The organism is Amycolatopsis sp. cg5 (assembly GCF_041346955.1).
Classification (GTDB): domain Bacteria; phylum Actinomycetota; class Actinomycetes; order Mycobacteriales; family Pseudonocardiaceae; genus Amycolatopsis.
In genome coordinates this window covers 9,301,227-9,323,107 of the sequence record NZ_CP166849.1, presented here as the reverse complement: position 1 = coordinate 9,323,107, position 21,881 = coordinate 9,301,227, and the positions used below count along the sequence as shown (strand labels likewise).

The following is a 21,881-nucleotide window of genomic DNA, read 5'->3' as shown; positions in this document are numbered from 1 at the left end:
TCCGGTGATCTGGCGCACCTGCCGATGAATCATCGGCAAACTAGGCGTTTCCATCGGACAGATTCGTGGTCTGAGTCACCGCTAGGCAACTCTCGCCCCATCTACCAAAATCCCTAGACAGCCCTAGGTACACGTATGGACCGGGATAAAGCGGGCTTTACTCCCGGGGATAAAGCCCGCTAAACACCGGGGAGTAAAGCGGGCTTTATCCCGGCCCTGGCGCTACTCGTCGCCGCGTTTGAGCAGGTAGTGGCCGAAATGCGGCACGGTGAAGGCGATGTGCCCGCGTTCGGCGGAGAACACGAGCCCCTTCTTCATCAGTGAATCCCGGGCAGGCGACAGCGACGACGGCTTGCGTCCGAGGTAGACCGCGACGTCCGCGGTGGCGGCGGATTCGTCCCGGCCTTGGGTCAGCTCGGCCATCGCGAGCAGGTACTCGCGCTCGGCGGGCGTCGCGCGCTCGTACCGCGAGCCGAAGAAGCCCACCGCGAGCTCCGACTCGGCCTCGGGCGCGGCCATCTGCACGTCCTTGACCGTGATCGGATCGGCCGGCGCGGCGTCCCAGGCCGCCTTGCCGTAGGCCTGGATGAAATACGGGTAGCCGCCCGAAGCGTCGAAGAGCGCGTCGAGCGCCTCGAGTTCGATGCCCGCGTCCTCGCGCTCGATCGGGGCGAGCACCGCGCGGTCCGCGTCCTCGCGTTCGAGCCGGTCGATCCTGGCGTACCGGAACAGCCGCTCCGAGTACGACTTCGACGCCGAAAGCACCGCGGGCACGTGCGGCAGCCCGGCGCCGACCACGACGAACGGCGCGTTCGACTGCGAAAGCTCATGGCAGGCGGCGCACAGCGCGGACACGTCGTCCGGCATGAGGTCCTGGATCTCGTCGATGAGCAGCGCGACGCCGGTGCCGACGTCCGAAGCCAGCTCGGCGACCTCGGTGAACAACTCCACGAGGTCGATCTCGATGTCCCCGGAGTCCGCGCGGCCGACGGCGGCGGGCGCGTCGATGCCGGGCTGCCAGCGCTCACGCAGCTTCGCGTCCGGCTTGTTGGCCTTGAGCGCAAACGCTTTCAACACGCCCAACACCTCTTCGACCCGGTCCGGCGCACGATGCCGCACCGCCAGATCGCGGATGGCCCGATGCAGCGCCGCGGACAGCGGCCTGCGAAGTTCGGCGTCCGGGCGGGCCTCGATCTTGCCGGCGCCCCAGCCGTGTTTGATCGCCATCGACCGCAGTTCGCCCAGCAGCACGGTCTTGCCGACGCCACGCAGCCCGGTCAGCACCAGACTTCGTTCGGGACGTCCACGCGCGACGCGTTCGAGAACCACTTCGAACGCCTTGAGCTCGCGCTCGCGACCGGCCAGCTCCGGCGGCCGTTGACCGGCGCCGGGGGCGAAGGGGTTGCGGATGGGATCCACGCTAACAAGCTATCGGGGTTTCTAGCGTCAGCCCGATATTCCGCGAGATAGCGCTAGGCGTGTCGGGTGAAAGGTCGGGTCTGCAGCCCCGACCTCTCCTACAGGTTCCGCTCGGCGTAGACGCGCATCGCGTCACGCATGAACTCGGCGGTTCCCGGACCCTGCTTCTCGTCGTACTGCCCGTAGCGCGGGTCGTCGACGTAGAGCTGGCCAAGCCCGGCGAAGTACTCCTTCGACACGGTCCCGACCGGTCCGCGCAGCCAGTCGTGCAGCCGCGAGGTGATCGCCTGCACCTCGGTGCTGTCGACCGCCAGGCCGTCGAGCTTCGCCTGGCCGAATTGGGCCGCGATGTCGACGTGGATCTGCTGGTGCGCCTTCTGCTCGTCGGCGGTCAGCGACTTCCACCACTGGTCGCCCCGTTTGTAGGCGTCGGCTCCCCAGCGCTGGGTGACCTCCTTCTCGTGCTTCGTGTGATCGAAGCCGTCGAACATCTCGTCTGCCATCAGTTGTTCACCTCCTTCCGTTTTCCGCAGAGTCGTCTTGACCGACTCGATCTGCCGTCCGAGCCGCCTGCGCTCGTCCTCCAGCCACTCCAGATGCGCACGCAACGCCGCGGCGGTGTTCTGCTCCCCTTCGAGCACCTCGGCGATCGCGGGCAGTCCGAGTCCCAGCTCACGGAGGAGCAGGATTCGCTGCAGGCGGATGAGCGCGTCCTGGTCGTAGTAGCGGTAGCCGTTACTTCCGACGCGGCTGGGTTCGAGCAGCCCGATGTCGCCGTAGTGGCGCAGCGTGCGGCTCGTGGTCCCGGCTGAGCGGGCGATGTCCTGGATCGACCACTCCTTCTCGTTCGGCACGTCTTCGACGGTAGAGGTTGACGTAGCGTCAAGGTCAATCCGAATTCACCCGACGGTGACACCGTTCACTCATGAAGACACTCGCGCTGGCATTGACCGGCCTGCTCACGACCACCTTGGTCGGCGTCGCGGACGCGCATCCGCGGCGCCAGTTCGACATCCAGGCCCACCGCGGCGGTATCGGGCTCACCGTCGAGAGCACCCTCGCGTCCTTCGGCAAGGCGATGGAACTGGGCGTCACCACGCTGGAGCTCGACATCCAGATCACCAAGGACGGCCGCGAGGTGATCACCCACGACCGCAAGACGACCGCGGCAAAGTGTCGCGACACCTCGCCTGCTTTTCCTGACGATCCCGCGTTCCCCTACGTCGGCAAGTACGTGAAGGACCTGACGTTCGCCCAGGTCCGCACGCTCGACTGCGGTTCGATCCGCCAGCCCAACTTCCCCAACCAGACGCTCTCGCCCGGCGCCAAGATGCCGACGCTCGCGGAGCTGTTCCAGCTCGCGCGCGAGCACCGCGCGTGGGGCCTGAAGTTCAACATCGAGACCAAGGTCGAGGCGGCCGCGCCGCAGGAGACCGCGCCGCGCGAGCAGTTCGTCCGCCGTGCCGTGCAGGAGATCTCGCGCTCCGGCTTCGCGCACAACGTCACCATCCAGAGCTTCGACTGGGGCGCGTTGATGCTCATGCGCAAGGCGGCGCCGTGGCTCCCGACGGTCGCGCTGACCCAGCCCGAGTTCCTCCAGGTCGGCCAGCCCGGCAAGTCGCCATGGCTCGGCGGCCTCGACATCGACGACTTCGGCGGCAGCCCGATCCGCGCGATCAAGTCGTTCGGCGCCACCGCGCTGTCACCGGTGCACGGCAACCCGCAGGGCGGCCACGTCGGCGACCCCGACTACCGGCCGTTCACCACGAAACCGCTGGTCGACGAGGCGCACCGAGCCGGGATCAAGGTCATTCCCTGGACCATCGACGACGTCGCCACGTCGAACAAGCTCATCGACGACGGCGTCGACGGCATCATCACCGACTACCCCGACCAGCTCCGCGGCATCGCGGCCGCGCGCGGCTTCCGGCTGCCCCGGGCTTATCCGGCTTGCTAACGTTGTATAGCCCTGGATCTAGATAACCCAATACGGCGGTAGCGTGGTTGGAGTCCAGGACGCGTGGGCATTCTGGGCGTAACTTCGGGAGCACACCTCGCAGAGAAAGGCAGGACCGTGATACTCCGTCGTGTCGCACGTCCACTGCTCGCTTCGATCTTCGTCTTCGGCGGCATCAACGCACTCCGGGACGCACAGGGACACGCGAAGGCGGCAGAACCCTTCCTGACCGACACCTTCGACAAACTTGAAGGCATCGTCCCCGAGTCGGTCCCCCGCGACCCGGCCACCCTGGTCCGCATCGACGCCGCCGTGAAGATCGGCGCCGGCCTCGCACTCGCCTCCGGCAAAGCACCGCGCCTCGCGGCTTTCGCACTCTTCGGCAGCCTCGTCCCGACCACCCTCGCGACACACCGCTTCTGGGAGATCAAGGACCCCTCCGAGCGCTCGCAGCAGCAGGTCCAGTTCATCAAGAACGCGAGCCTCGCCGGCGGCCTCCTCCTCGCGGTCGGCGACACCGCAGGCAAGCCCTCCCTCGGCTGGCGTGCCCGCCGCGCCGCCAAGAAAGCCGAGAAGCGCGCCGAAAAAGCCCTGACCAAGTAGGACTCGTGAGCGTTTTCGCCGGTTAGAACCCAATGCCACGTAGCTTGAGTTGATCAGGCTGCGCGGGTGAGTCCGCGTAGCCTGATCGTGGGTGGGCTGGGGTGGCGGGTGCTGGCTGGTTCGGTGCGTTTCTTGGCGCGGTAGGCGTTGTGGCGTAACCGTTTGACCGCGCGTGGGCATGTTCGGTGTCGGCGGGGCGGGAGGGGTTTGCCGGTGATGTCGGCCAGGATCGTGGGTAGTGCGTCAGTCCAGTCCGGAGGGGGAAAAACCCGCCGTGCCGGTGGCGGAACGACGGGCGATACGCAGGACACGGCTGTAGCTGATCCGGTCGGGGTCGAGATCTGCGGCCTCGGCCGCGCGGGCGATCAGGACACTCAGGGCGTAATGGACGGTCAGCCACGCCCAGATCTCCTGATGCACCAGCTCCGGAAGCCTCGATCGCAGGATCTTGCCCGGCCCTCGAAGATGGGTTTTGAGCTGGTCATTGGCGGTTTCCTCCTCCCAGCGCTGGTGATAAGCCGCGGCGAGTTCCTCGGCGGCGTCGTCGGAGTCGGTGATGTTCGTGAGCAGCACGATCAGCTCACCGGTGCCGTTGCCCACGCGGTCGGGGATGTCGTATTCCACGACCCGGACCAGGTGCGCCTCCTCGGGGTGGATCTGGTCCCCGGCCATCGCAGCGTCGAGAATCTGACGACGACGGCCCGCTCCGCGGACCTTCGGGTTGATCAGAACCGTGAGATAAGACCCGTCGGACAGAACCCGCACCACCGGCAACGCCAGGTTCGCCGGTGCCCGCCACAACAACGCCGCACCCGTGCGTGAGGCGCTGTCCCACGCGTCCCAGCTATAGAAATTCCGGTCCGCGGTCAGCAGCTCATCAGCAAGCAGACGCGGATAGAGCTCCTGCGCCAAGGTTTGCTCCCCCGTCGCATAGGCGCCGACGCGAGCGGCGAGGAACGCGTGCGTGCCGCATTCGGCCAGCGCCACCACCCGCGCTTTCGGATAGGCCGAGCGGTGCTTGCCCGATCCGGCATACCCGAACTCCTCCACATTGCCCGCGGTGTCGGGCAGGTCGACCTCGAACCCGTCGATCGCCAGCAACCGCCACCCCCGCAACCACGCACCACGCGTGTCCGAGGTCGCCACCGCCTGCGCGACACCCTCGAACACCTGCTCCATCACCACCGGCCCCAACCGTTTACGGGCCTGAGTGATCCCACTGGCCGTCGGCACCGACCAGGACGCGTCCCAGCACCCGAACCGCGACAACGACCCGGTCACCTTCGTCGCGACCTCTTCATAATCATCGTCGGGGAACAAGCACATCGCCATCGTCAGCACCGCCACCACACGCGGCGGCAGCTTCCCATCCGACCGCTTCGCCCCCACCCCGCACGCCGCGATCGCGGCGTCGATCACATCCCGATCCACCGCCGCCACCAGCACACCCAGCGACACCTGATCCGGGCTAACCGTCACACCTGAACTCATAACCGACGATCAGACCAGCCCGCCCCAGACAACCCACACCGCCACGCCGCAAACCCACCACCACAAACAAGATCAACTTAAGCTACGTGGCATTGGGTTAGAACCGGCCGTACCACTCGCGATCCCCGGGTGAGCCAATAGAAAGCCCGAAAGCCACTTTCGCCAGCTTAGACCTGCCGAAAGTGGCTTTCGGGCTTTCACGAGCTGGGTTCGCGGCGAACGAGGCCGCGATTGGTAACTCTGCTCCAGCCAGCGGAGCAGAGTTACCGGTTCTATTGGGCGGAAGGTCAAAGGTGGCGTGTCTGGTGTGCTCGGCTGTGGCCGGGGTGGCTGTGTGGGAAATGCGTCGTTGAACGACTCAAAACCCGCACAGTCAACCCGCTTGACCAGCTACAGGGGTCGTTCGAGGCGGGTGAGTGCGGTTCGCGGCGTTGAACGACGCAAACCGCACTCACCCAGGCACTAGGCCCAGGAATAAAGGGGAGCCTTCATCCACGCTCGGATCCGCCGGGTGAGGGCCTCCCCCACCCGGACCAAGCGGATCAGGGCCTCCCTCACTCGTATATACGGACCAACCAGGCCCCCACCCCACGGATCCGAGCGAAGTAGGCCCTCACCCAAGCCCGACCACGACCCTGCCCCGGACGAGACAGCCCGAAGGGGTCGTGAGTGTTTTCGCCGGTTAGAACCGGCCGTACCACTCACGACCCCAACGCCAAGCCTTTCCCCGGGTGCTAACCAGGCGGCGTCGGGTCAGCGGGAGGCGACCTTCTTGTAGCGGGCGGTCGCCAGTGGCGCGAAGATCGCGATGATCACGACGCAGCACAGGATCGAGTAGAGCGCCGCGTGCTCGGCGGGCCAGCCGGTCGGTGGGGCGCCGAACTGGTTGCCGAAGAGGTCGCGGGCCGAGTTGATGACCGCGGTGAACGGGTTCCAGTCGGCGATCGCCTTGAGGACGCCGGGCAGTTTGTCGGCCGGGACGAACGCCGTCGAGATGAAGCTCAGCGGGAACATCCACATCAGGCCCGCGCTCTGCGCGACCTCGACGCTGCGCGCGACCAGGCCGATCCACGCGCCGACCCAAGACAGGGCCCAGGCGAACATGAGCATCACCAGGTAGCCGAGTACCGCGTCGAGGAAGCTGCCGCGGATCCGCCAGCCGACGATCAGGCCGCACAGCGACATGACGATCAGCGCGACCACGCTGACCACGAGGTCCGAGGTGGTCCGGCCGAAGATCACCGCCAGCCGGGAGATCGGCAGTGAGCGGAAGCGGTCGATGATGCCCTTCTGCAGGTCGTTCGCGAAGCCGATGACGGTGAACGCCGAGTTGAACGCGACCGTCTGCGCGAAGATGCCGGCGATCAGGAACTCGCGGTACGCCGCGCCGCCCGCAGAACCGCCGATCGCGTCGCCGAAGACGTAGGCGAACAGCAGCACGAACATGATCGGCTGCAGTGTCGCCGCCATGAGCCAGTCCGGGTTGCGCTGGACGTTCTTGAGGTTGCGCCAGGTGATGACGCCGCCATCGGAAAATGCTTTGGCCACAGCGCTCATTTCTGCGTCTCCCCCTCATCGGTCGCGTGTCCGGTGAGCGAGAGGAACACGTCATCGAGCGTCGGACGGTGCAGCGCGACGTCCTGCACGGCGATGCCCTGGCCGTCGAGCCTGCGCAGCGCTTCGATCAAAGCCTTCGGCCCGCCTTCGACGAGCACGTCGACCTTGCGGGTGTGCGAATCCGTCGACGGTGTGCCGCTGCCGACCTCGGTCAGCACCTGGACGGTCGCCGGGATGTCGTCGGCCGAGGCGACCACCAGCTCGAGCCGCTCGCCGCCGATCTGGTTCTTGAGCTCGTCGGCGGTGCCGCGCGCGATGACCTTGCCCTTGTCGATCACGACGATCGAGTCGCAGAGCTGGTCGGCCTCTTCGAGATACTGGGTGGTGAGCAGCACGGTGGTGCCGTCGGCGACCAGTTCCTTGATCACTTCCCAGGTGTCGATGCGGCCACGCGGGTCGAGCCCGGTGGTCGGCTCGTCCAGGATGACCACGGTCGGCTCGGCGACGAGCGCGCCAGCCAGGTCGAGCCGCCTGCGCATACCGCCCGAGTAGGTCTTCGCCGGGCGGTCGGCGGCGTCTTCGAGCCGGAAGCGGGCGAGCAGTTCACGCGCGCGAGTCTTGGCGGCGGGCTTCTTGCTGCCGTAGAGCCTGCCGACCATGTACAGGTTCTCGAACCCGGTCAGGTTCTCGTCGACCGCCGCGTACTGACCGGACAGCCCGATCGCGCGCCGGACCGAGTCCGGATCGGCCAGCACGTCATGCCCGGCCACCTCCGCTTCGCCCGAATCCGGGCGAAGCAGCGTGGTCAGGATGCGGACGGTCGTCGTTTTGCCCGCGCCGTTGGGACCGAGCAGGCCCAGCACCTTGCCCGCGGGGATCTCCAGATCGACCCCGTCGAGCGCGCGTGTGGACCCGTAGGTCTTGACCAGCGCTTTCGCGCGTACTGCCACCATAGGCCGACACGCTAGACCTCGACCCCGACAAAACGCACTCGGGTTTTTCCCTGATATTGCCCCTAGCGCTCCAAAATCGCCGTGACGCCCTGCCCGCCTGCCGCGCAGATGGAGATCAAGCCACGGCCGGATCCCTTTTCGTGCAACAACTTCGCGAGCGTCGCGACGATACGGCCACCGGTCGCCGCGAATGGGTGACCGGCCGCGAGTGACGACCCGTTGACGTTCAACTTCGCCCGATCGATTGACCCGAGGGGCGCGTCCAGGTCCAGCTTCTCCTTGGCGAACGCCGGGTCTTCCCAAGCCTTCAGAGTCGCGAGCACCTGCGAAGCGAACGCCTCGTGGATCTCGTAGAAGTCGAAGTCCTGCAACGACAATCCCGCACGCGAAAGCATGCGCGGCACGGCGTACGCGGGCGCCATCAGCAGCCCCTCGTCACCGTGCACGTAGTCGACGGCCGCGGTCTGCGAGAACGTCAGGTAAGCCAGCACCGGGAGCTTGTGCGCCTTGGCCCATTCGTCGGTGCCGAGCAGTACGGCCGACGCGCCATCGGACAGCGGCGTCGAGTTGCCCGCGGTCATGGTGCCTTCCGGGCCACCGAAAGCCGGCTTGAGCTTGGCAAGCTTCTCGGCCGTCGAGTCCGCGCGCAGGTTCTGGTCGCGCGAGAGCTTGAGAAACGGCGTAACCAGGTCGTCGAAGAACCCGCGCTCGTAAGCGGCAGCAAGCCTCTGGTGGCTTGTCGCGGCCAGCGCGTCCTGAGCCTCGCGAGTGATTTCCCAAACCTTCGCGGTCAACGCGGCGTGCTCGCCCATCGAAAGACCGGTGCGCGGCTCGGAGTTGCGCGGGATTTCCGGCACGATGTGGCCGGGCCGCAGCTTCGCGGCCAGCTTCAACCGGTCGCCGAGCGTCTTGGCCGCGTTGAGGCGGACCAGGATCTGACGCAGGTCGTCGTTGACGGCCAGCGGCGCGTCGCTCGTGGTGTCGACGCCGCCCGCGATGGCCGAGTCGATCTGCCCGAGCGCGATCTTGTTGGCCACGTTGATGATCGCCTGCAAGCCGGTGCCGCACGCCATCTGCACGTCGGACGCGGGCGTCGCCGGGCTGAGGCGGCTGCCGAGCACGCTCTCCCGTGCGAGGTTGAAGTCCTTGGAGTGCTTGAGAACCGCGCCCGCCGCGACCTCGCCGATCACCTCGTCCTGCAGTGAGAACCGGCTGACCAGCCCGTCGAGCGCGGCGGTGAACATGTCCTGGTTCGACGCCTTCGCGTACGGGCCGTTCGAGCGCGCGAAGGGGATCCGGTTGCCACCGATGATCGCGACCTTGCGTACCGGTGACGCTTTCCTCGTGGCCATGGGTTCACCTCTCTGGTCGTCCTGGATCACACTGTAACCTACTCCCGAGTAGGTTAGACTGCGAAGTGACGCACGCGGCACGGGAGGCAACTGATGGCTGACAGGTATCAGCAGTTCACGAAAACCCCGGTGGGGCGCTTCGTGGTGCCCAAGCTCGGCCTCCCGAACCCAGCGACCTTGCGTCGCTACAAGCCCGGCCAACCCGCTCTAGAGGGTCCCGCACTTCTCGGCGCCGCGCCCGGCGGACGCCTTGAGAAGACTCTTAAGGACCAGCTCGCCGACGCCGGTATAGAGGTCGTCAGTAGCCCGGTAGAGGGAAAGCACGCCGCGCTCGTCTTCGACGCGACCGGCGTGACCGATCCGAGCCAACTGCGCGAGGTCTACAAGTTCTTCCACCCGGTGATCCGCAGCGTCGGCGCGTCGGGCCGCGTCGTCGTCCTCGGCACGCCGCCTGAGCTGGCCGAAGGCCGCGAGCGCATCGCTCAGCGCGCGCTCGAAGGTTTCGTGCGCTCGGTCGGCAAGGAACTCAAGCGCGGCGCGACCGCTCAGCTCGTTTACATTGCCGAGGGCGCCGAAGAAGCCGCTGAGTCGACGCTGCGCTTCCTGCTTTCCGCCAAGTCCGCGTTCGTGGACGCCCAGGTCATCCGCGTCGGCACGCACACCAAGACCGCGACGGCTCCCGCGAACTGGGAGAAGCCGTTGGACGGCAAGGTCGCGCTGGTCACGGGCGCGTCCCGGGGCATCGGCGCGGCCATCGCCGAAGTGCTCGCCCGCGACGGCGCGCACGTCGTCGCGCTGGACATCCCCGCGCAGGGCGCGGACCTGTCGAAGGTGGCCAACAAGGTCGGCGGCTCCTCGCTGCAGCTCGACATCACCGCGGCCGACGCACCGGAGAAGCTCGCCGAGTACCTGACCGCGCGGCACGACGGCGTCGACATCGTCGTGCACAACGCCGGCATCACCAGGGACAAGACGCTCGGCAACATGAACGAGGGCGGCTGGGACTCGGTCATCGCGGTCAACCTGGCCTCGCAGCTCGCGGTCAACGACAAGCTCATCGCGGGCAAGGTGCTCAAGGACAACGGCCGGATCATCGGCGTCTCGTCGATCGCGGGCATCGCGGGCAACGTCGGCCAGACGAACTACGCCACCAGCAAGGCGGGCGTGATCGGCATGGTCAACGTCGGCGCTGACGAACTCGCCTCGCACGGCGGCACGATCAACGCCGTCGCGCCTGGCTTCATCGAGACCAAGATGACCGCGGCCGTGCCGCTGTTCATCCGCGAGGCCGGGCGGCGACTGGCGAGTCTCGGTCAGGGCGGCCTGCCGGTCGATGTGGCCGAAACCATTGCCTGGTACGCGAATCCGGCGTCTGCCGCGGTCAACGGCAATGTGGTCCGCGTCTGCGGCCAGGCACTGCTGGGGGCGTGATGAGCGTCAAGGAACTCGACAGCAGCCCGTCGCTTTCGTCGCTGTACCCGAAGGCATTGCTGGGCAGCGTGTTCGGAGCCGAGGGTGATCGACTGCCCGGCACGGAGTTCGTGCGCACCGGTGTGGTCGTCGATCCGGCGCACCTCGCCGCGTACAACCAGGTCTGCGGTTTCCGGCTGACCGACGAGTTACCGGCGACTTACCCGCACATCCTCGCGTTTCCGTTGCAGATGGCGCTGATGACCGAGCGGGACTTCCCGTTCGGGCTGCTCGGCATGGTGCACGTGGCGAACCGGATCACCCAGCACCGTCCGGTGCGCATCGACGAGACGTTCACCCTGCGCGTGCGCGCGGAGAACCTGCGCCCGCACGAAAAAGGCCGCCAGTTCGACGTGATCAGCGAGCTCACGGTGCACGACAGTCCTGTGTGGACGGACGTGAGCACGTATCTGCGGCGTGGTGGCGGCTCGGGTTCGGGCCCGCGTGAGCAGCTCGCGGCGCCGTCGCCGAACGCGATTTGGCCGGTGTCCGGCGACATCGGCAGGCGCTACGCCGAGGTTTCCGGCGACCGCAACCCGATCCACCTGCACGCGGTCACCGCAAAGCTCTTCGGCTTCCCGTCGGCCATCGCGCACGGCATGTGGACCAAGGCGCACAGTCTCGCGGCTTTCGAAGGCAGGCTGCCGGAGGCGTTCACCGTCGACGTGCGCTTCAAGCAGCCGGTGCTGCTGCCCGCGAAGGCGGCCTTCACCTCGTGGCACACCGACGAGGGCTGGGCGTTCGAGCTGTGGAACGCCCGCAAGCCGAAGCCGTACCTCGAAGGCTCAATCACCCGCCCGTCGCCCACCACCACCCTCAACGGAGACGCTTCGCGTCACTGTTAAGACTCTGCTGACGGCTTCCAGACCTGACCCTCGACCAGGTCGTTGAACCCGAGCCAGACCAGGTTCATCAGCCAGGACGCGAGTACACCGTCGGACACCTCGGGGTGGTCGAGCGCCCAATCGGCGAGCGACTCGGCCCCGCCGACCAGCGCGGCCGAGAGGCCTTCGCCGGAGAACTCGGCCTGCTGCCCGAGTCCCTTCTGCGTGCCGGCGGACACGACGAGCGCCGCGACCAGCTCGATCGCGCGCGTGCGCATGTCCACGACCTCGGCCGCGAACGCGCCGCCGACGGTCAGCGCCTGCCGGTGCAGCACGGTCCACGACTCGCGGTAGTCCGCGACGAAGCGGTAGAACGCGCGCAGGCCGTGCCAAAGCTGCATGTCCGGCGGCAGGTCGGGATGCACGCCCGCCTGGACCGCTTCGAGCAGGCGGGTCGCCTCGCGGCGGATGCACTGCCCGAAGAGGTCTTCCTTCGAGCCGAGATAGGTGTAGATCATCGGCTTGGAGACACCCGCGACCTCGGAGATCTCGTCCATCGACGCGGAGTGGTAGCCGTAGCGCGAGAAAACCTGCACGGCGGCGTCCAGAATCTGCCGCTCACGTACCGCGCGCGGCAGGCGCCTCGCCCGTTCGGGTGGACGTTGTACTTCCTCGGACACCGGTGACCTCCTTCAACCAAGGGACAAAGCTACCGGTCATTCGGTGCCGAATGGGTCTCCGGCTCGCTTGCCGTCCCTACCTACTCGCGCGTAGCCTTACCTGTGAGTAGGTTGTAAGGGTGGGCAAGACTGACGACGCCAAGGTGACCCGTGCCGAACTCGATGAGATCTTCGACCGGATGGACGCGCACCTCGACCGTGAGCGGGCGCGGGAGCTCGACGTGGTAGTCCGCTGGCGGCTCACCGGCGGATCGGGTGAGGGCGGCTACGACCGCTACGAGACCGTGCTGGCGGACGGCGCCTGCAAGGTGCGCCGCGAGATGGGCGAGCGCCCCAAGGTGACCATCACGCTCGCGCCGTCCGATTTCCTCAAGCTCGTCACCCGTCAAGCGACACCCGCTGTGCTATTTGTCACCGGAAAGATCAAAGTCAAAGGTGACCTGGCTTTCGCGGCCGGTTTAAGCGGTTTCTTCCAGCTTCCGAAACCGGAATGAATCTCCTAGACTCCGATCCCGTGCCCTCCCGAGGAGAAGTAAGGACCTGGCGGCAGCGCTTTTCGCGCCCGCTGAGGGCTACCGCGTCCCGCATCGGCGGCCAGCACGCCGTCAACGCCTTCGCCCAGAAGATCGACCTGGTCAAGCTGACCCCGACGCAGTTCATGCAGGTACTGGAAACCTTGCACATGCTCGGAAGTACCGGCTCCGGCGTCGAGCTCAGCTCACTGTCGACGGAGGTGCTCGTCGACATCGTCAGCCGCGCCTCCCGTGAGCAGATCAAGGCCATCGCCGACCACCCCGAGTTACGCGGCGTATTCCTCGACGAGATTTTCCGGCGAATGTCCGACCAATTCATGGAGGACAAAGCCAGGCACGTCAACTTCGTCGTGTCATGGAGATTTCTCGACGGTTCCGGCGAAGACGGCTTCGACCGTTTCCAGACGGTCATCGAGGACGGTGTCTGCGTTTCCAGCGTCGACCTCGGCCGCGCCCCCGACACCACGATCACCCTTTCCGTCGAGGATTTCATCCGCATGGCCACCGGCAACGCGGCCGTCGCCGCCATGTTCGTCACCGGCAAGGTGAAGGTGAAGGGCGAGTACGCGCCCGCGGTCCGCTTCAGCAGCTACTTCGACATCCCGAAGCCGGTCTAGCCCTCGCTGTCGATGGTCTGCTGACGAGTCCGCCGGTAGCGAACCGTGGGGCTCCGGAGATTCTTCTCCGTCGCTTCGATCAGGCCTTGGCGTTGCAAGGTGCTCAGCCACCTCGACACGGTCCGGTCGGGAAAGCCGGTCAATTTGCCGAGCTCGGCGCGGGTGAGTTCCTGGTCGCCCAACGCGCCCAGTACTTCCGCCTGCCGGTCCGTCCGCCGAGGTTCTGGCGTGAGCGCGGTCTGCGTGTCCGCCGGTTTGAGGTCGTCCGCGAGCGTGTACTGGGCGTATCGCCTTCCGCCCGTCGGCACGACGATGCCTCGGGAAACCAGGTCACCGAGCTCTTCGGTCGCGATGCGCGAGTCAAGATCATTGGCGTTGCGGTATGTCTGGTTGTTCAGCGTTTCGCCGTGATAGAGCATCGCCAAGCCGTGGCATTGGCTGTTGGTCAGATTCGGTTCCCGCAAGGACGAAATCCAGTGGACCGCGTCCTCTCCCAGCAAAGTGTGGTTGGGGAACGTCGCGGTGAAGGTGGCGATGTTGTCGGCGAAACGCGGTGGGCTGAGCTTCGCCTCACGAAGTGCGGCAAGCATGGCCGGTATCCCAGAGCCGCGGTTTTCGCAGATCGGCCGGTCCGTGCCAGGAAGCGGGACATCTTCGAGGATCTTCAGCAAGGTGGCGTTGCGTGCCGAAGACGTGCCTTCCGTGCCGAGGTCTTCCTCGCGTACGGAACCGTAGAGTCCGCCTGGATTGCGGATCACCAAGCGATCCGGGTACATCTCGACTTGAACCTGTGTGCCGTGTGCCAACGCGGAGTAGTCCCGGTGCACAAGCGCGTTGACGATGGCTTCCCTGAGCGCCGTTTCCGGGTATTCCCAATTCTCCTTGCGTCCGGCGCCACGGACTGTGGCTCTGCGGGTCATGTTCCGGCGCAACGCGATCAGCGCTTCGTCCACGATCACCGGGATCGGGCCTTCTGCGGCGATGTTGTCGATGAACCGAGTACCACTCAGCGCGTCAGGTCCGGCAACGGTGGGATAGTGCACGAAGGTCAACATGAGTTGAGGAAAGAACTCTTGCGGATATTCACCCAGCGCGAGCAGGCCTGCCAGTGATACCTGGGCTTGTCGTCCTCACGGGCCTGGCCTCGGTTCGCCAGCATCAGCTGGACCTCATACGGGCTGAGCCTTCGATCACCGTCAGAGACCCTGACAAAGCTGCCTTGAGCCATGCTGGCACCGCGGTAGTAGGCGGGTTTACTCGCGGGCGCCAGCTCAGCCACCTCCGCGACTACGAGGTCGACTCCTTCGAATCGGTGAGTCTCGATCAGCGGTCGCAGCGGGGGTTCCATGTTCTCGCAGCACATCGAACCGAGGTCGGCTGCCATTTTCGCTGGGTTCTGGACACCTGTCGCCTGAAAACCGAGCGATTCATCGAGGCCGAGGATCAGTACGCCACCACTCGTGTTCGCGAAGGCGGACAGAGTTTCGCGGACGTTGCGCGGAAGCTTGGTTTCGGCTCGCTTCGCCTCGACGGAGGCATGATCGCCACCCAGTTTCCGGAGGCTGCCGATCATCTCGGCCAGTTCGTCGTCGAGCACGAGCTCGTCCTTAGCATCGCCACTACTTCGCCATTTACTTCGCCACTACTTCGCCAGTTGGGACTTTAGTGGCGAAGTAGTGGCGAAGTAGATGCTACATGCTGTGACGAACGCCTACTTTTGGTTATTGACGGGCCGGTCTTGGCTGCTGCGAAGCCGGTCTAGCCCTCGACGACGCGGCCTTCGATGACCGGGTGGGACTGAGCGGGCTTCGGCTCGTCGACGACCTCGGAGTCGACGATCACCACGGGGCCGCGCTGGGCGTTGACGTGCGCCATCATGCGGCGCTCCATGCGCTTGAGCCAGAGCTTGCGCGCGATCGCGCGGGTGGGCGGGAGCAGCAGGAACAGGCCGAAGACGTCGCTGACGAAACCGGGCAGCATGATCAGCAGGCCGCCGAGGCCGATGAGCATGCCGTCGGTGACCTCGGCGTGCGTGGAACGGCCCGACCGGGCCGTGTCCATGAAGGCGCGGGCGGCCTTGCCGCCTTCGCGGCGGGCGAGCCAGGAGCCGAGGAAGGCGCCTGCCAGCAGGAGTGCGATCGTGCCGAGCACACCCACGGCTGAGCCGACCGCCCAGATGGCGGCGACTTCGGCGAGGACATAGAGCAGGAACGCGACAGCCATACTCCCTCAACGCCCGGCGTGCCCGTTTTGCTCCCGGAGGAACGCTTCGACTTGCCGTGGCGTGGTCAGCACCACCTGCCGTGCGCCGCTCGCGTGCTGCTGGAGCTTGGCGAGCGCGATGGGCCTGCGGTCGCGGCGCCAGCGCCAGATCCAGCGCAGGAACTCCAGGTCGGCCTTCTCCGGGCAGCCGGGCGCCGGACCGTCGCCGCCGCGCCGGCGGATCGTGCGGAGGATGACCCGGCGAAGGCAGGTGAGGCGGGGCAGGTCGAGGAAGATCACCGTGTCGGCGGCGGCCGCGCGGATCTCCAGCGAGCCGGCGTAGTCGCCCTCGATGATCCAGGTCTCGCGGGCGGCTTCTTCGGCCTGTCGTGCGACGAATTCCGCCTTCGGCGTGGGGACCCAGCCGGGGTTCCAGAACAGTTCGTCGAGGTGGATGGTCGGTATGCCGGTGCCGCGGCCGAGTTTCGCGGCGAAGGTGGTCTTGCCGGAACCACCGCAGCCGATCACGGCGACCCGCCGCATCATGCGAAGAGCCCGGTGACCTGCCAGGCGACGGGCAGTTCGACGTCGGCGTCTTGGGCGAGGAGGAAGTCCATCGACTTCGTGAGGTCGTCGGCGAAGTACGGCAGCGGGACCAGCGGCCGGTCGAGCGGGCGGAAGAAGTCGTCCCAATGGATCGGGACCACCTTGCGCGCGCCGACCGTGGTGACGATCTCGCGCCACAGCGTCGTGCGGAACTCGTCGGATTGCTTGCCCATGCCGCCGATGCCCAGGTAGACGACCTCGGCCTGGTAGCCGTCGAGTGCGCCGGACACCCAGCCCGCGCTGCCGTTGACCACGATGCCGCGGCCTTCGTGTCCGATGTGGACGGTGTAGCACTCGCCCATCTCGTACGCCTTCAGCCGGGCCGGCGCGGTCAGCGGCGCCGAGACCACTCCCGGCGCGACCGGTTTCGGGCTGTGCTCCGACGGCAGGAGGGTGACGGTGAACCGGCCGAACTTCAACGGTTCGCCGTGTGACGGCGTGACGATGCGGTCGGCCGGGAGGCCTTGGCCGAGCGCGATGTTCGCGGTCGAAGCCGAGCCGACGACCTTGGCGCCGGTCAGCGACGCGACCAACGGCGTGTCCATCGCGTGGTCGTAGTGGGAGTGCACGGCGATCACCGCGGCCAGCTCCGAGACGCCCGCGCGATCGAGCGAGCGGGTGACCACCTCGCGGTTCGGGCCGATCTTGCTGGTCAACGCCTTGAGCTTGCCGGGGCGGCTGAAGAACCCGTCGGTCATGATGGCCGTTTCGCCGTCGTCGAAGAGCAGCGTCGACACGCCGAGGAAGGTCACTCGCACGGTGCCGTCCGACGGCTTTTCGCGTGGGTACGAGCTGAGGTCGGGACGGCTGAACGGGGTCTTCATCGTCAAGATCCTGCCGGGTGGGCGGGGCTCCCGCTACCGTCTCGACCGTGTCTGACTGGGTCCGTTACTCGCTGCTCGGCCTCGCGGCCGTCGTCGCGCTCGCCGTGGTGCTCGGCCATCTCAAGCGGCACCGGGTGAGCTTGCCGATTCCGTCGATCCCGCTACCGGCGGGGATCGCGCGTTCGGTGTTCGGCTGGCTGCTGCTTTCGATCACGGTCGCGGCCGGGACGGTCGGCGGGTTGCTCTGGGTGCTGGGGTGGCCGAAATTCCCGTCGTCCACGAGCTTCAGCACGACGGAGATCCTCGATCTGCTCAAGATCGGGCTGGCCGTGGTCGCCGGGTTCGGCGGGGTCGTGTTGCTGGCGATCAACTTCCGCAAGCAGCGGGTGGCCGAGGCCGAGCACGATCTCGCGATCGAGCGCAGCGAACGCGAGGTCACGCAGGGATACAACGAGCGGTTCGGCGCGGCAGCCGAGCAGCTCGCGCACGCCAGTCCCGCGGTGCGGATGGCGGGTGTCTACGCCATGGCCGGGCTCGCCGACGACTGGACGGTGAAACGACAGGTGTGCGTCGATGTCCTCTGTGGCTACTTCAGGATGATGGCTGAGGGCGACAGCGAAGAGCTGGTGCGCGATGCCATCTTGCGGATCATCCGCGACCGCACGACATCCCGCGACTTCGCTCCCCCGGATTGGCCGGCTACGGACTTCGATTTCACCGGAGTCGATTTCGAGAATCTTGATCTAAGCGGGCTACGCTTCGGCGGTACGGTGACTTTTGATCGCGCGACCTTTACCGGTGAACTGACCTCATTCTCCCGTACCGATTTCAGGGGGAAGCTGAGTTGTCACGGGACGGCTTTCGCCGCCAAGCAGACGACATTCTCGCGGGTTTCCGCGAGCAGGATGGAGTTCGTAGGTGCCGAGTTCACGTCGCCGAAGATCGACTTCTCTGGAATGACGCTGAGTGGCGTCGGTATCTACTTCTACCGATCGCGGTTCCTTGATCCCGAGGTCGACTTCTCGGTGCTGGACATCGAAGTCGGGGGCCTGGTCTTTGATCAGTGCGAGTTCGAGCGCAGCGACCTCGACCTCTCGCTGCTCAACACCGCGGTGCCGCAGAAGTTCGGCAGGCTGGTAATCGACGGCTGCCGGTTCACCGGCGGACTGCTGGATCTGAGCGACGTAGGCGACCCACCGCGGCTGGGGCGGCTGGTGAACACCCGGTTCGCCGAGACCGAGATCAGGGGCTCGGCGCCGTGGCTCGACGTGCGGGACGTCGAACTCATCGGCACCGAGCTCCCCTGGGCTACTTCGACTCCTCCAGATACGCCGCGGCCTGAAGCGTGAACAACTTCGCGTACTCGCCGTCTTGCGCCATCAGCTCGTCGTGCGTGCCCGACTCGGCCAGCTTTCCCAGCTCCAGCAACAAGATCTTCTCGGCCTGACGCACCGTCGAGAACCGGTGCGAGATGTACAGCGTCGTCCGGCCTGCGGCCAGCTCACGCAGGCGCGCGAACAGGTCGTGCTCGGCCTGCGCGTCCAGCGCCGAGGTCGGCTCGTCGAGCAGGAGGATCGGCGCGTTCCTGATGAACGCCCTGGCCAGCGCGATCTTCTGCCACTCGCCGCCGGACAGGCTCACGCCCTGGTCGAACCAGCGGCCGAGCGGGCTGTCGTACCCGTTGGGCAGCCGTTCGATGCGGTCCGACGCGCCGGCGCGTCGCGCGGAATCCTCGATGAGCGCGCGGTCTTCCAGGTGGTTCAGGTCGCCGAGGCCGATGTTCTCGGCCGCGGTGCCTTGGTACGTCACGTAATCCTGGAACATCGCGCTCATCCGCTCGCGCAACTCGTCGGGGTCGAACTCGCGGATGTCGGCGCCGTCGAGCAGGATCCGGCCGCCGGTCGGGTCGTAGAGCCGGCACAGCAGCTTGAACAAGGTCGACTTCCCGGCGCCGTTCTTGCCGACCACGGCGACCGTCTCGCCCGGCTTGATCTCGAAACTCACGTTGTCCAGCGCGGGTTCGTCCGCGCCCGGATAGCTGAACGAGACCCCGTCGAAGACGATGTGCCCCTCGACCGGGGACGGCACCCGCCGTGGTTTCGGCGGCGCGACGATCTCCGGTTCGGTGGCCAGGAAGCGGTAGAGCGTGTCGAGGTAGAGATTGTTCTCGTACATCCCGGAAAACGCGGTGAACAGGCCGGAGACCGAGGTCTGCACGGACGTCGCCGCGGCCGTGTACAACGCCAGATCGCCCAGCGTCAGCCGCCCGCCGACGGCCTCCAGCGCGATGTACAACGCGATCGCCGACCCGACGAAGGTGCTCAACAACCCCCAGGACGTTGAGCTGATGCTCCGGTTGCGGGTCAGTTTGCGTTGCCGCTCATAGGAAACAACACCGAGCTGGCGGAACCGGTCCACGAAGTACGGGCCGAGCCCGAACAGCTTGGTCTCCTTGGCGTAGGTGTCCGTGGTGACCAAAGTGGACAGATAGTCCATCCGCCGCTTCAACGGCGACATCATCACCGTCAGCCAGAACGCGCGCGAACCGTACTTGGACTGGGAGATGAACGCGGGCACCGGAGCCAGCAGCGCGACCAGCGCGAGCAACGGGCTCACCGAGACCAGCAGCGCGATCATGCTGCCGAACGTGATCGTGGTGCGGATCAGGCCGAGCGCGGAGTTCATCATCGACAGCGGCCGCGACGGCGCTTCCTGCGCGGCCTGGCGCAGCATGTCGTAGGACTCGGATCCCTCGAAGTACGACAGGTGCAGCTCGCTCGCGTGCCGCATCACCTGGTGCCGGATGCTCAGCGTCATCCGTTCCTGCAGCAGCGACTGGCTGATCTGGGTCAGCGCCTGGCAGATCGCGGTCAGCGTGAGCACGCCGAACTCCAGCGCGGCGACGCCGACGATCGCGCCGGTCGTGCCCTTGCCCTGGATCGCGGCGACGACCGAGTCGATCAACAGCTTGGAGACGTACGCGGTGATCGTCGGGGTCAGACCGGAGACGATGGTGATGACCGCGATCGTGATGGTCAGCACCGGGCTGGCCTGCCACGTCAGCTTCGCGACCTTCGGCAGGCCGCGCACCGTGCCCGCGACCGATTCGCGCATCCGCCTGAAGCGGGAACGCAGGTCCTTGGGCTCGTCGTCGCGTTCGGGCTCGGGGATGTCGACCGGGCCGGTCAGCCCGCTGTCCGGCACAGTTGTCATTCGACGACGTCGAGCGCGTCTACCGAGCATGAACTCGATACCGCCGCCACCGAAGGTCATGCAGCCACCAGCGCTCTACGCCGGGTTTCCGTGGGTGTCATACCGACGAAGTTACGGAACGAAGCGCTCACTCCGTCAAATGGATAAAACAAAGCGGGCTACATCCCGGGGGATATAGCCCGCTTTATCCCGTTTTAGTACGTGATCGCGACCGCGGGGTCGGCGAGGAGCGCGCCGACGTCGGCCAGGAACTCCGAGCCCTGCTGGCCGTCGACCACGCGGTGGTCGAAGCTCAGCGAAAGCTGCAGCACCTTGCGGACCTTGATCTCACCGTCGACCACCCACGGGGTGTCCTTGATCGCGCCGAGGCACAGGATCGCGGACTCGCCTGGGTTGATGATCGGGGTGCCGGTGTCGACGCCGAAGACGCCGACGTTGGTGATCGTGATCGTCCCGTTCGCCATGTCGGCAGGCGAGGTCTTGCCTTCACGGGCCGTGTCGGTGAGCTGCGTCAGCGCGAGCGCGAGCTCCTTCAACGACATCGCGTCGGCGTCGCGGACCTTGGGCACGATGAGCCCGCGCGGCGTGGCCGCGGCGATCCCGAGGTGCACGTAGTCCTTGTAGACGATCTCCTGCGCGGCCTCGTCCCACACCGCGTTGACGTCCGGAGTGCGCTTCGCGGCCAGGCAGACCGCCTTCGCCGCGAAGGTCAGCGGGGTGACTTTGACGCCGGCGAACTCACGCGACTTCTTCAGCTTCTCGCGGAACTCCATCATCGGCGTGACGTCGATGGTCAGGAACTCCGTGACGTGCGGAGCGGTGAACGCGCTCTGCACCATCGCGGCCGCGGTCGCCTTGCGGACACCCTTGATGGGCACCCGGCGTTCCCGGCTGGAGGGGTCCACAGTGGACTGCTCGACCGGCAGGGTGCCCGCCGAGCCGTTGGCGGCCAGGTGCACGTCCTCGCGGGTGATCACGCCACCCGCCGCCGTGCCGGTCAGCGCGTGGAGGTCGACGCCGAGGTCCTTGGCGAGCTTGCGCACCGGCGGCTTCGCCAGCGGCACGTACCCACCCTTGGCCGGCGCGCCTTGTCCCAATGCGTCTTTCGGTCCCTGGGAGGTCCCGAATGCGGCTTTCGGTACCTCAGGAGACCCCAATGCGGCTTTCGGTACCTCGGAGGTCCCCAATGCGTCTTTCGGGTCTTTGCGAGCGCGGCGCTTGGTCACGACCGCCTTGGAGCCGTAGCCGACCAGCGGCTTCATCTCCTCCTCGGCGGGCGCTTCTTCCACCACGGGAGCGGGAGCGGCGGCCGGGGCCGCGGCGCCGCCGGGGTCGACGTCCATGGTCAGGATCATCGTGCCGACCTCGACCGTCTGACCCGGCTCGACGTGCAGCTCGGTGATCACGCCCGCCCACGGGATCGGCAGCTCGACGGCCGCCTTCGCGGTCTCGATCTCGACGACGATCTGGTTGACCTTGACCTCGTCGCCCGGCTTGACGTGCCAGTTGAGGATGTCGGCCTCGGTCAGGCCTTCGGCCGTGTCCGACAGCGGGAAGTGCTTGTACGTAGGCATCAGTGA

Annotated in this window: 20 protein-coding genes and 1 pseudogene; 7 read left to right on the top strand and 14 right to left on the bottom strand. The window is 66.6% G+C overall.

What is annotated here, in order from left to right; translation table 11 throughout:
* Positions 1-222: 222 nt before the first annotated feature.
* Together AB5J62_RS42545 and AB5J62_RS42540 are read right to left on the bottom strand one after the other, a co-directional pair.
* On the bottom strand, positions 223-1,419 hold the full coding sequence (locus AB5J62_RS42545) for an AAA family ATPase (protein ID WP_370945724.1): 1,197 nt from the start codon (positions 1,417-1,419) through the stop codon (positions 223-225).
* 98 nt (positions 1,420-1,517) lie between these two features.
* On the bottom strand, positions 1,518-2,273 hold the full coding sequence (locus AB5J62_RS42540) for a TipAS antibiotic-recognition domain-containing protein (RefSeq protein WP_370945723.1): 756 nt from the start codon (positions 2,271-2,273) through the stop codon (positions 1,518-1,520).
* A gap of 71 nt (positions 2,274-2,344) precedes the next feature.
* Here AB5J62_RS42540 and AB5J62_RS42535 point away from each other — a divergent pair, with 71 nt between their 5' ends.
* Both AB5J62_RS42535 and AB5J62_RS42530 read left to right on the top strand, forming a co-directional pair.
* Positions 2,345-3,376 (top strand): glycerophosphodiester phosphodiesterase family protein, encoded by a 1,032-nt coding sequence (locus tag AB5J62_RS42535; protein ID WP_370945722.1) that lies wholly within the window; start codon positions 2,345-2,347, stop codon positions 3,374-3,376.
* 117 nt (positions 3,377-3,493) lie between these two features.
* Positions 3,494-3,979, top strand: a complete 486-nt coding sequence (locus AB5J62_RS42530; RefSeq protein ID WP_370945721.1) for a DoxX family protein — start codon at positions 3,494-3,496, stop codon at positions 3,977-3,979.
* Positions 3,980-4,222: 243 nt separating this feature from the next.
* Here the strand turns inward: AB5J62_RS42530 and AB5J62_RS42525 are convergent, their stop codons facing one another.
* The 4 genes from AB5J62_RS42525 to AB5J62_RS42510 form a co-directional block, all read right to left on the bottom strand.
* Complete coding sequence (locus tag AB5J62_RS42525) at positions 4,223-5,458, bottom strand: IS4 family transposase (RefSeq protein ID WP_370945720.1); 1,236 nt, start codon at positions 5,456-5,458, stop codon at positions 4,223-4,225.
* 765 nt (positions 5,459-6,223) lie between these two features.
* Positions 6,224-7,027 (bottom strand): ABC transporter permease, encoded by an 804-nt coding sequence (locus AB5J62_RS42520; RefSeq protein WP_370945719.1) that lies wholly within the window; start codon positions 7,025-7,027, stop codon positions 6,224-6,226.
* Entirely contained in the window at positions 7,024-7,980 is a 957-nt protein-coding gene (locus AB5J62_RS42515) for an ATP-binding cassette domain-containing protein (RefSeq protein WP_370945718.1), read from the bottom strand. Before AB5J62_RS42515 ends, AB5J62_RS42520 begins: the two co-directional genes overlap by 4 nt.
* 62 nt (positions 7,981-8,042) lie before the next feature.
* On the bottom strand, positions 8,043-9,332 hold the full coding sequence (locus tag AB5J62_RS42510; RefSeq protein WP_370945717.1) for an acetyl-CoA C-acetyltransferase: 1,290 nt from the start codon (positions 9,330-9,332) through the stop codon (positions 8,043-8,045).
* A gap of 93 nt (positions 9,333-9,425) precedes the next feature.
* Here AB5J62_RS42510 and AB5J62_RS42505 point away from each other — a divergent pair, with 93 nt between their 5' ends.
* Together AB5J62_RS42505 and AB5J62_RS42500 are read left to right on the top strand one after the other, a co-directional pair.
* Entirely contained in the window at positions 9,426-10,763 is a 1,338-nt protein-coding gene (locus AB5J62_RS42505) for a 3-oxoacyl-ACP reductase (protein WP_370945716.1), read from the top strand.
* Complete coding sequence (locus AB5J62_RS42500) at positions 10,763-11,647, top strand: MaoC/PaaZ C-terminal domain-containing protein (protein ID WP_370945715.1); 885 nt, start codon at positions 10,763-10,765, stop codon at positions 11,645-11,647. Before AB5J62_RS42505 ends, AB5J62_RS42500 begins: the two co-directional genes overlap by 1 nt.
* Here the strand turns inward: AB5J62_RS42500 and AB5J62_RS42495 are convergent.
* Complete coding sequence (locus tag AB5J62_RS42495; RefSeq protein WP_370945714.1) at positions 11,644-12,306, bottom strand: TetR/AcrR family transcriptional regulator; 663 nt, start codon at positions 12,304-12,306, stop codon at positions 11,644-11,646. The two genes, AB5J62_RS42500 and AB5J62_RS42495, sit on opposite strands and share 4 nt — an antisense overlap.
* A 158-nt stretch (positions 12,307-12,464) precedes the next feature.
* On the opposite strand from AB5J62_RS42495, the pseudogene AB5J62_RS42490 reads away from it, so the two are divergent.
* Both AB5J62_RS42490 and AB5J62_RS42485 read left to right on the top strand, forming a co-directional pair.
* Positions 12,465-12,800: pseudogene (locus AB5J62_RS42490) on the top strand (SCP2 sterol-binding domain-containing protein); the annotation flags it as partial.
* Between the two features lie 164 nt (positions 12,801-12,964).
* On the top strand, positions 12,965-13,456 hold the full coding sequence (locus tag AB5J62_RS42485; protein ID WP_245757305.1) for an SCP2 sterol-binding domain-containing protein: 492 nt from the start codon (positions 12,965-12,967) through the stop codon (positions 13,454-13,456).
* On the opposite strand, the gene AB5J62_RS42480 is transcribed toward AB5J62_RS42485, so the two are convergent.
* From AB5J62_RS42480 to AB5J62_RS42460, 5 genes are all read right to left on the bottom strand, one after another.
* Positions 13,453-14,511, bottom strand: coding sequence for an ATP-binding protein (locus AB5J62_RS42480; protein WP_370945713.1), 1,059 nt, complete (start codon positions 14,509-14,511; stop codon positions 13,453-13,455). The two genes, AB5J62_RS42485 and AB5J62_RS42480, sit on opposite strands and share 4 nt — an antisense overlap.
* Positions 14,505-15,053, bottom strand: coding sequence for a helix-turn-helix domain-containing protein (locus AB5J62_RS42475; RefSeq protein ID WP_370945712.1), 549 nt, complete (start codon positions 15,051-15,053; stop codon positions 14,505-14,507). The genes AB5J62_RS42480 and AB5J62_RS42475 overlap by 7 nt, the downstream gene beginning before the upstream one ends.
* A gap of 161 nt (positions 15,054-15,214) precedes the next feature.
* On the bottom strand, positions 15,215-15,679 hold the full coding sequence (locus tag AB5J62_RS42470; RefSeq protein WP_370945711.1) for an FxsA family protein: 465 nt from the start codon (positions 15,677-15,679) through the stop codon (positions 15,215-15,217).
* Positions 15,680-15,685: 6 nt separating this feature from the next.
* Positions 15,686-16,204 (bottom strand): DNA topology modulation protein FlaR, encoded by a 519-nt coding sequence (locus AB5J62_RS42465; RefSeq protein WP_370945710.1) that lies wholly within the window; start codon positions 16,202-16,204, stop codon positions 15,686-15,688.
* The gene (locus AB5J62_RS42460) at positions 16,201-17,088 is read right to left on the bottom strand and encodes an MBL fold metallo-hydrolase (RefSeq protein WP_370945709.1); all 888 of its coding nucleotides are present in this window, start codon (positions 17,086-17,088) and stop codon (positions 16,201-16,203) included. Before AB5J62_RS42460 ends, AB5J62_RS42465 begins: the two co-directional genes overlap by 4 nt.
* Before the next feature lie 47 nt (positions 17,089-17,135).
* Between AB5J62_RS42460 and AB5J62_RS42455 the strand changes: the two genes are divergently transcribed.
* Entirely contained in the window at positions 17,136-18,437 is a 1,302-nt protein-coding gene (locus AB5J62_RS42455) for a hypothetical protein (RefSeq protein WP_370945708.1), read from the top strand.
* On the opposite strand, the gene AB5J62_RS42450 is transcribed toward AB5J62_RS42455, so the two are convergent.
* Positions 18,397-20,301 carry an ABC transporter ATP-binding protein gene (locus AB5J62_RS42450; RefSeq protein WP_370945707.1) on the bottom strand — a complete coding sequence of 635 codons (1,905 nt, stop codon included), beginning with the start codon at positions 20,299-20,301 and terminating at the stop codon, positions 18,397-18,399. The genes AB5J62_RS42455 and AB5J62_RS42450 overlap by 41 nt on opposite strands.
* 194 nt (positions 20,302-20,495) lie before the next feature.
* Positions 20,496-21,875, bottom strand: a complete 1,380-nt coding sequence (locus AB5J62_RS42445; RefSeq protein ID WP_370945706.1) for a dihydrolipoamide acetyltransferase family protein — start codon at positions 21,873-21,875, stop codon at positions 20,496-20,498.
* Between the last annotated feature and the right edge of the window lie 6 nt (positions 21,876-21,881).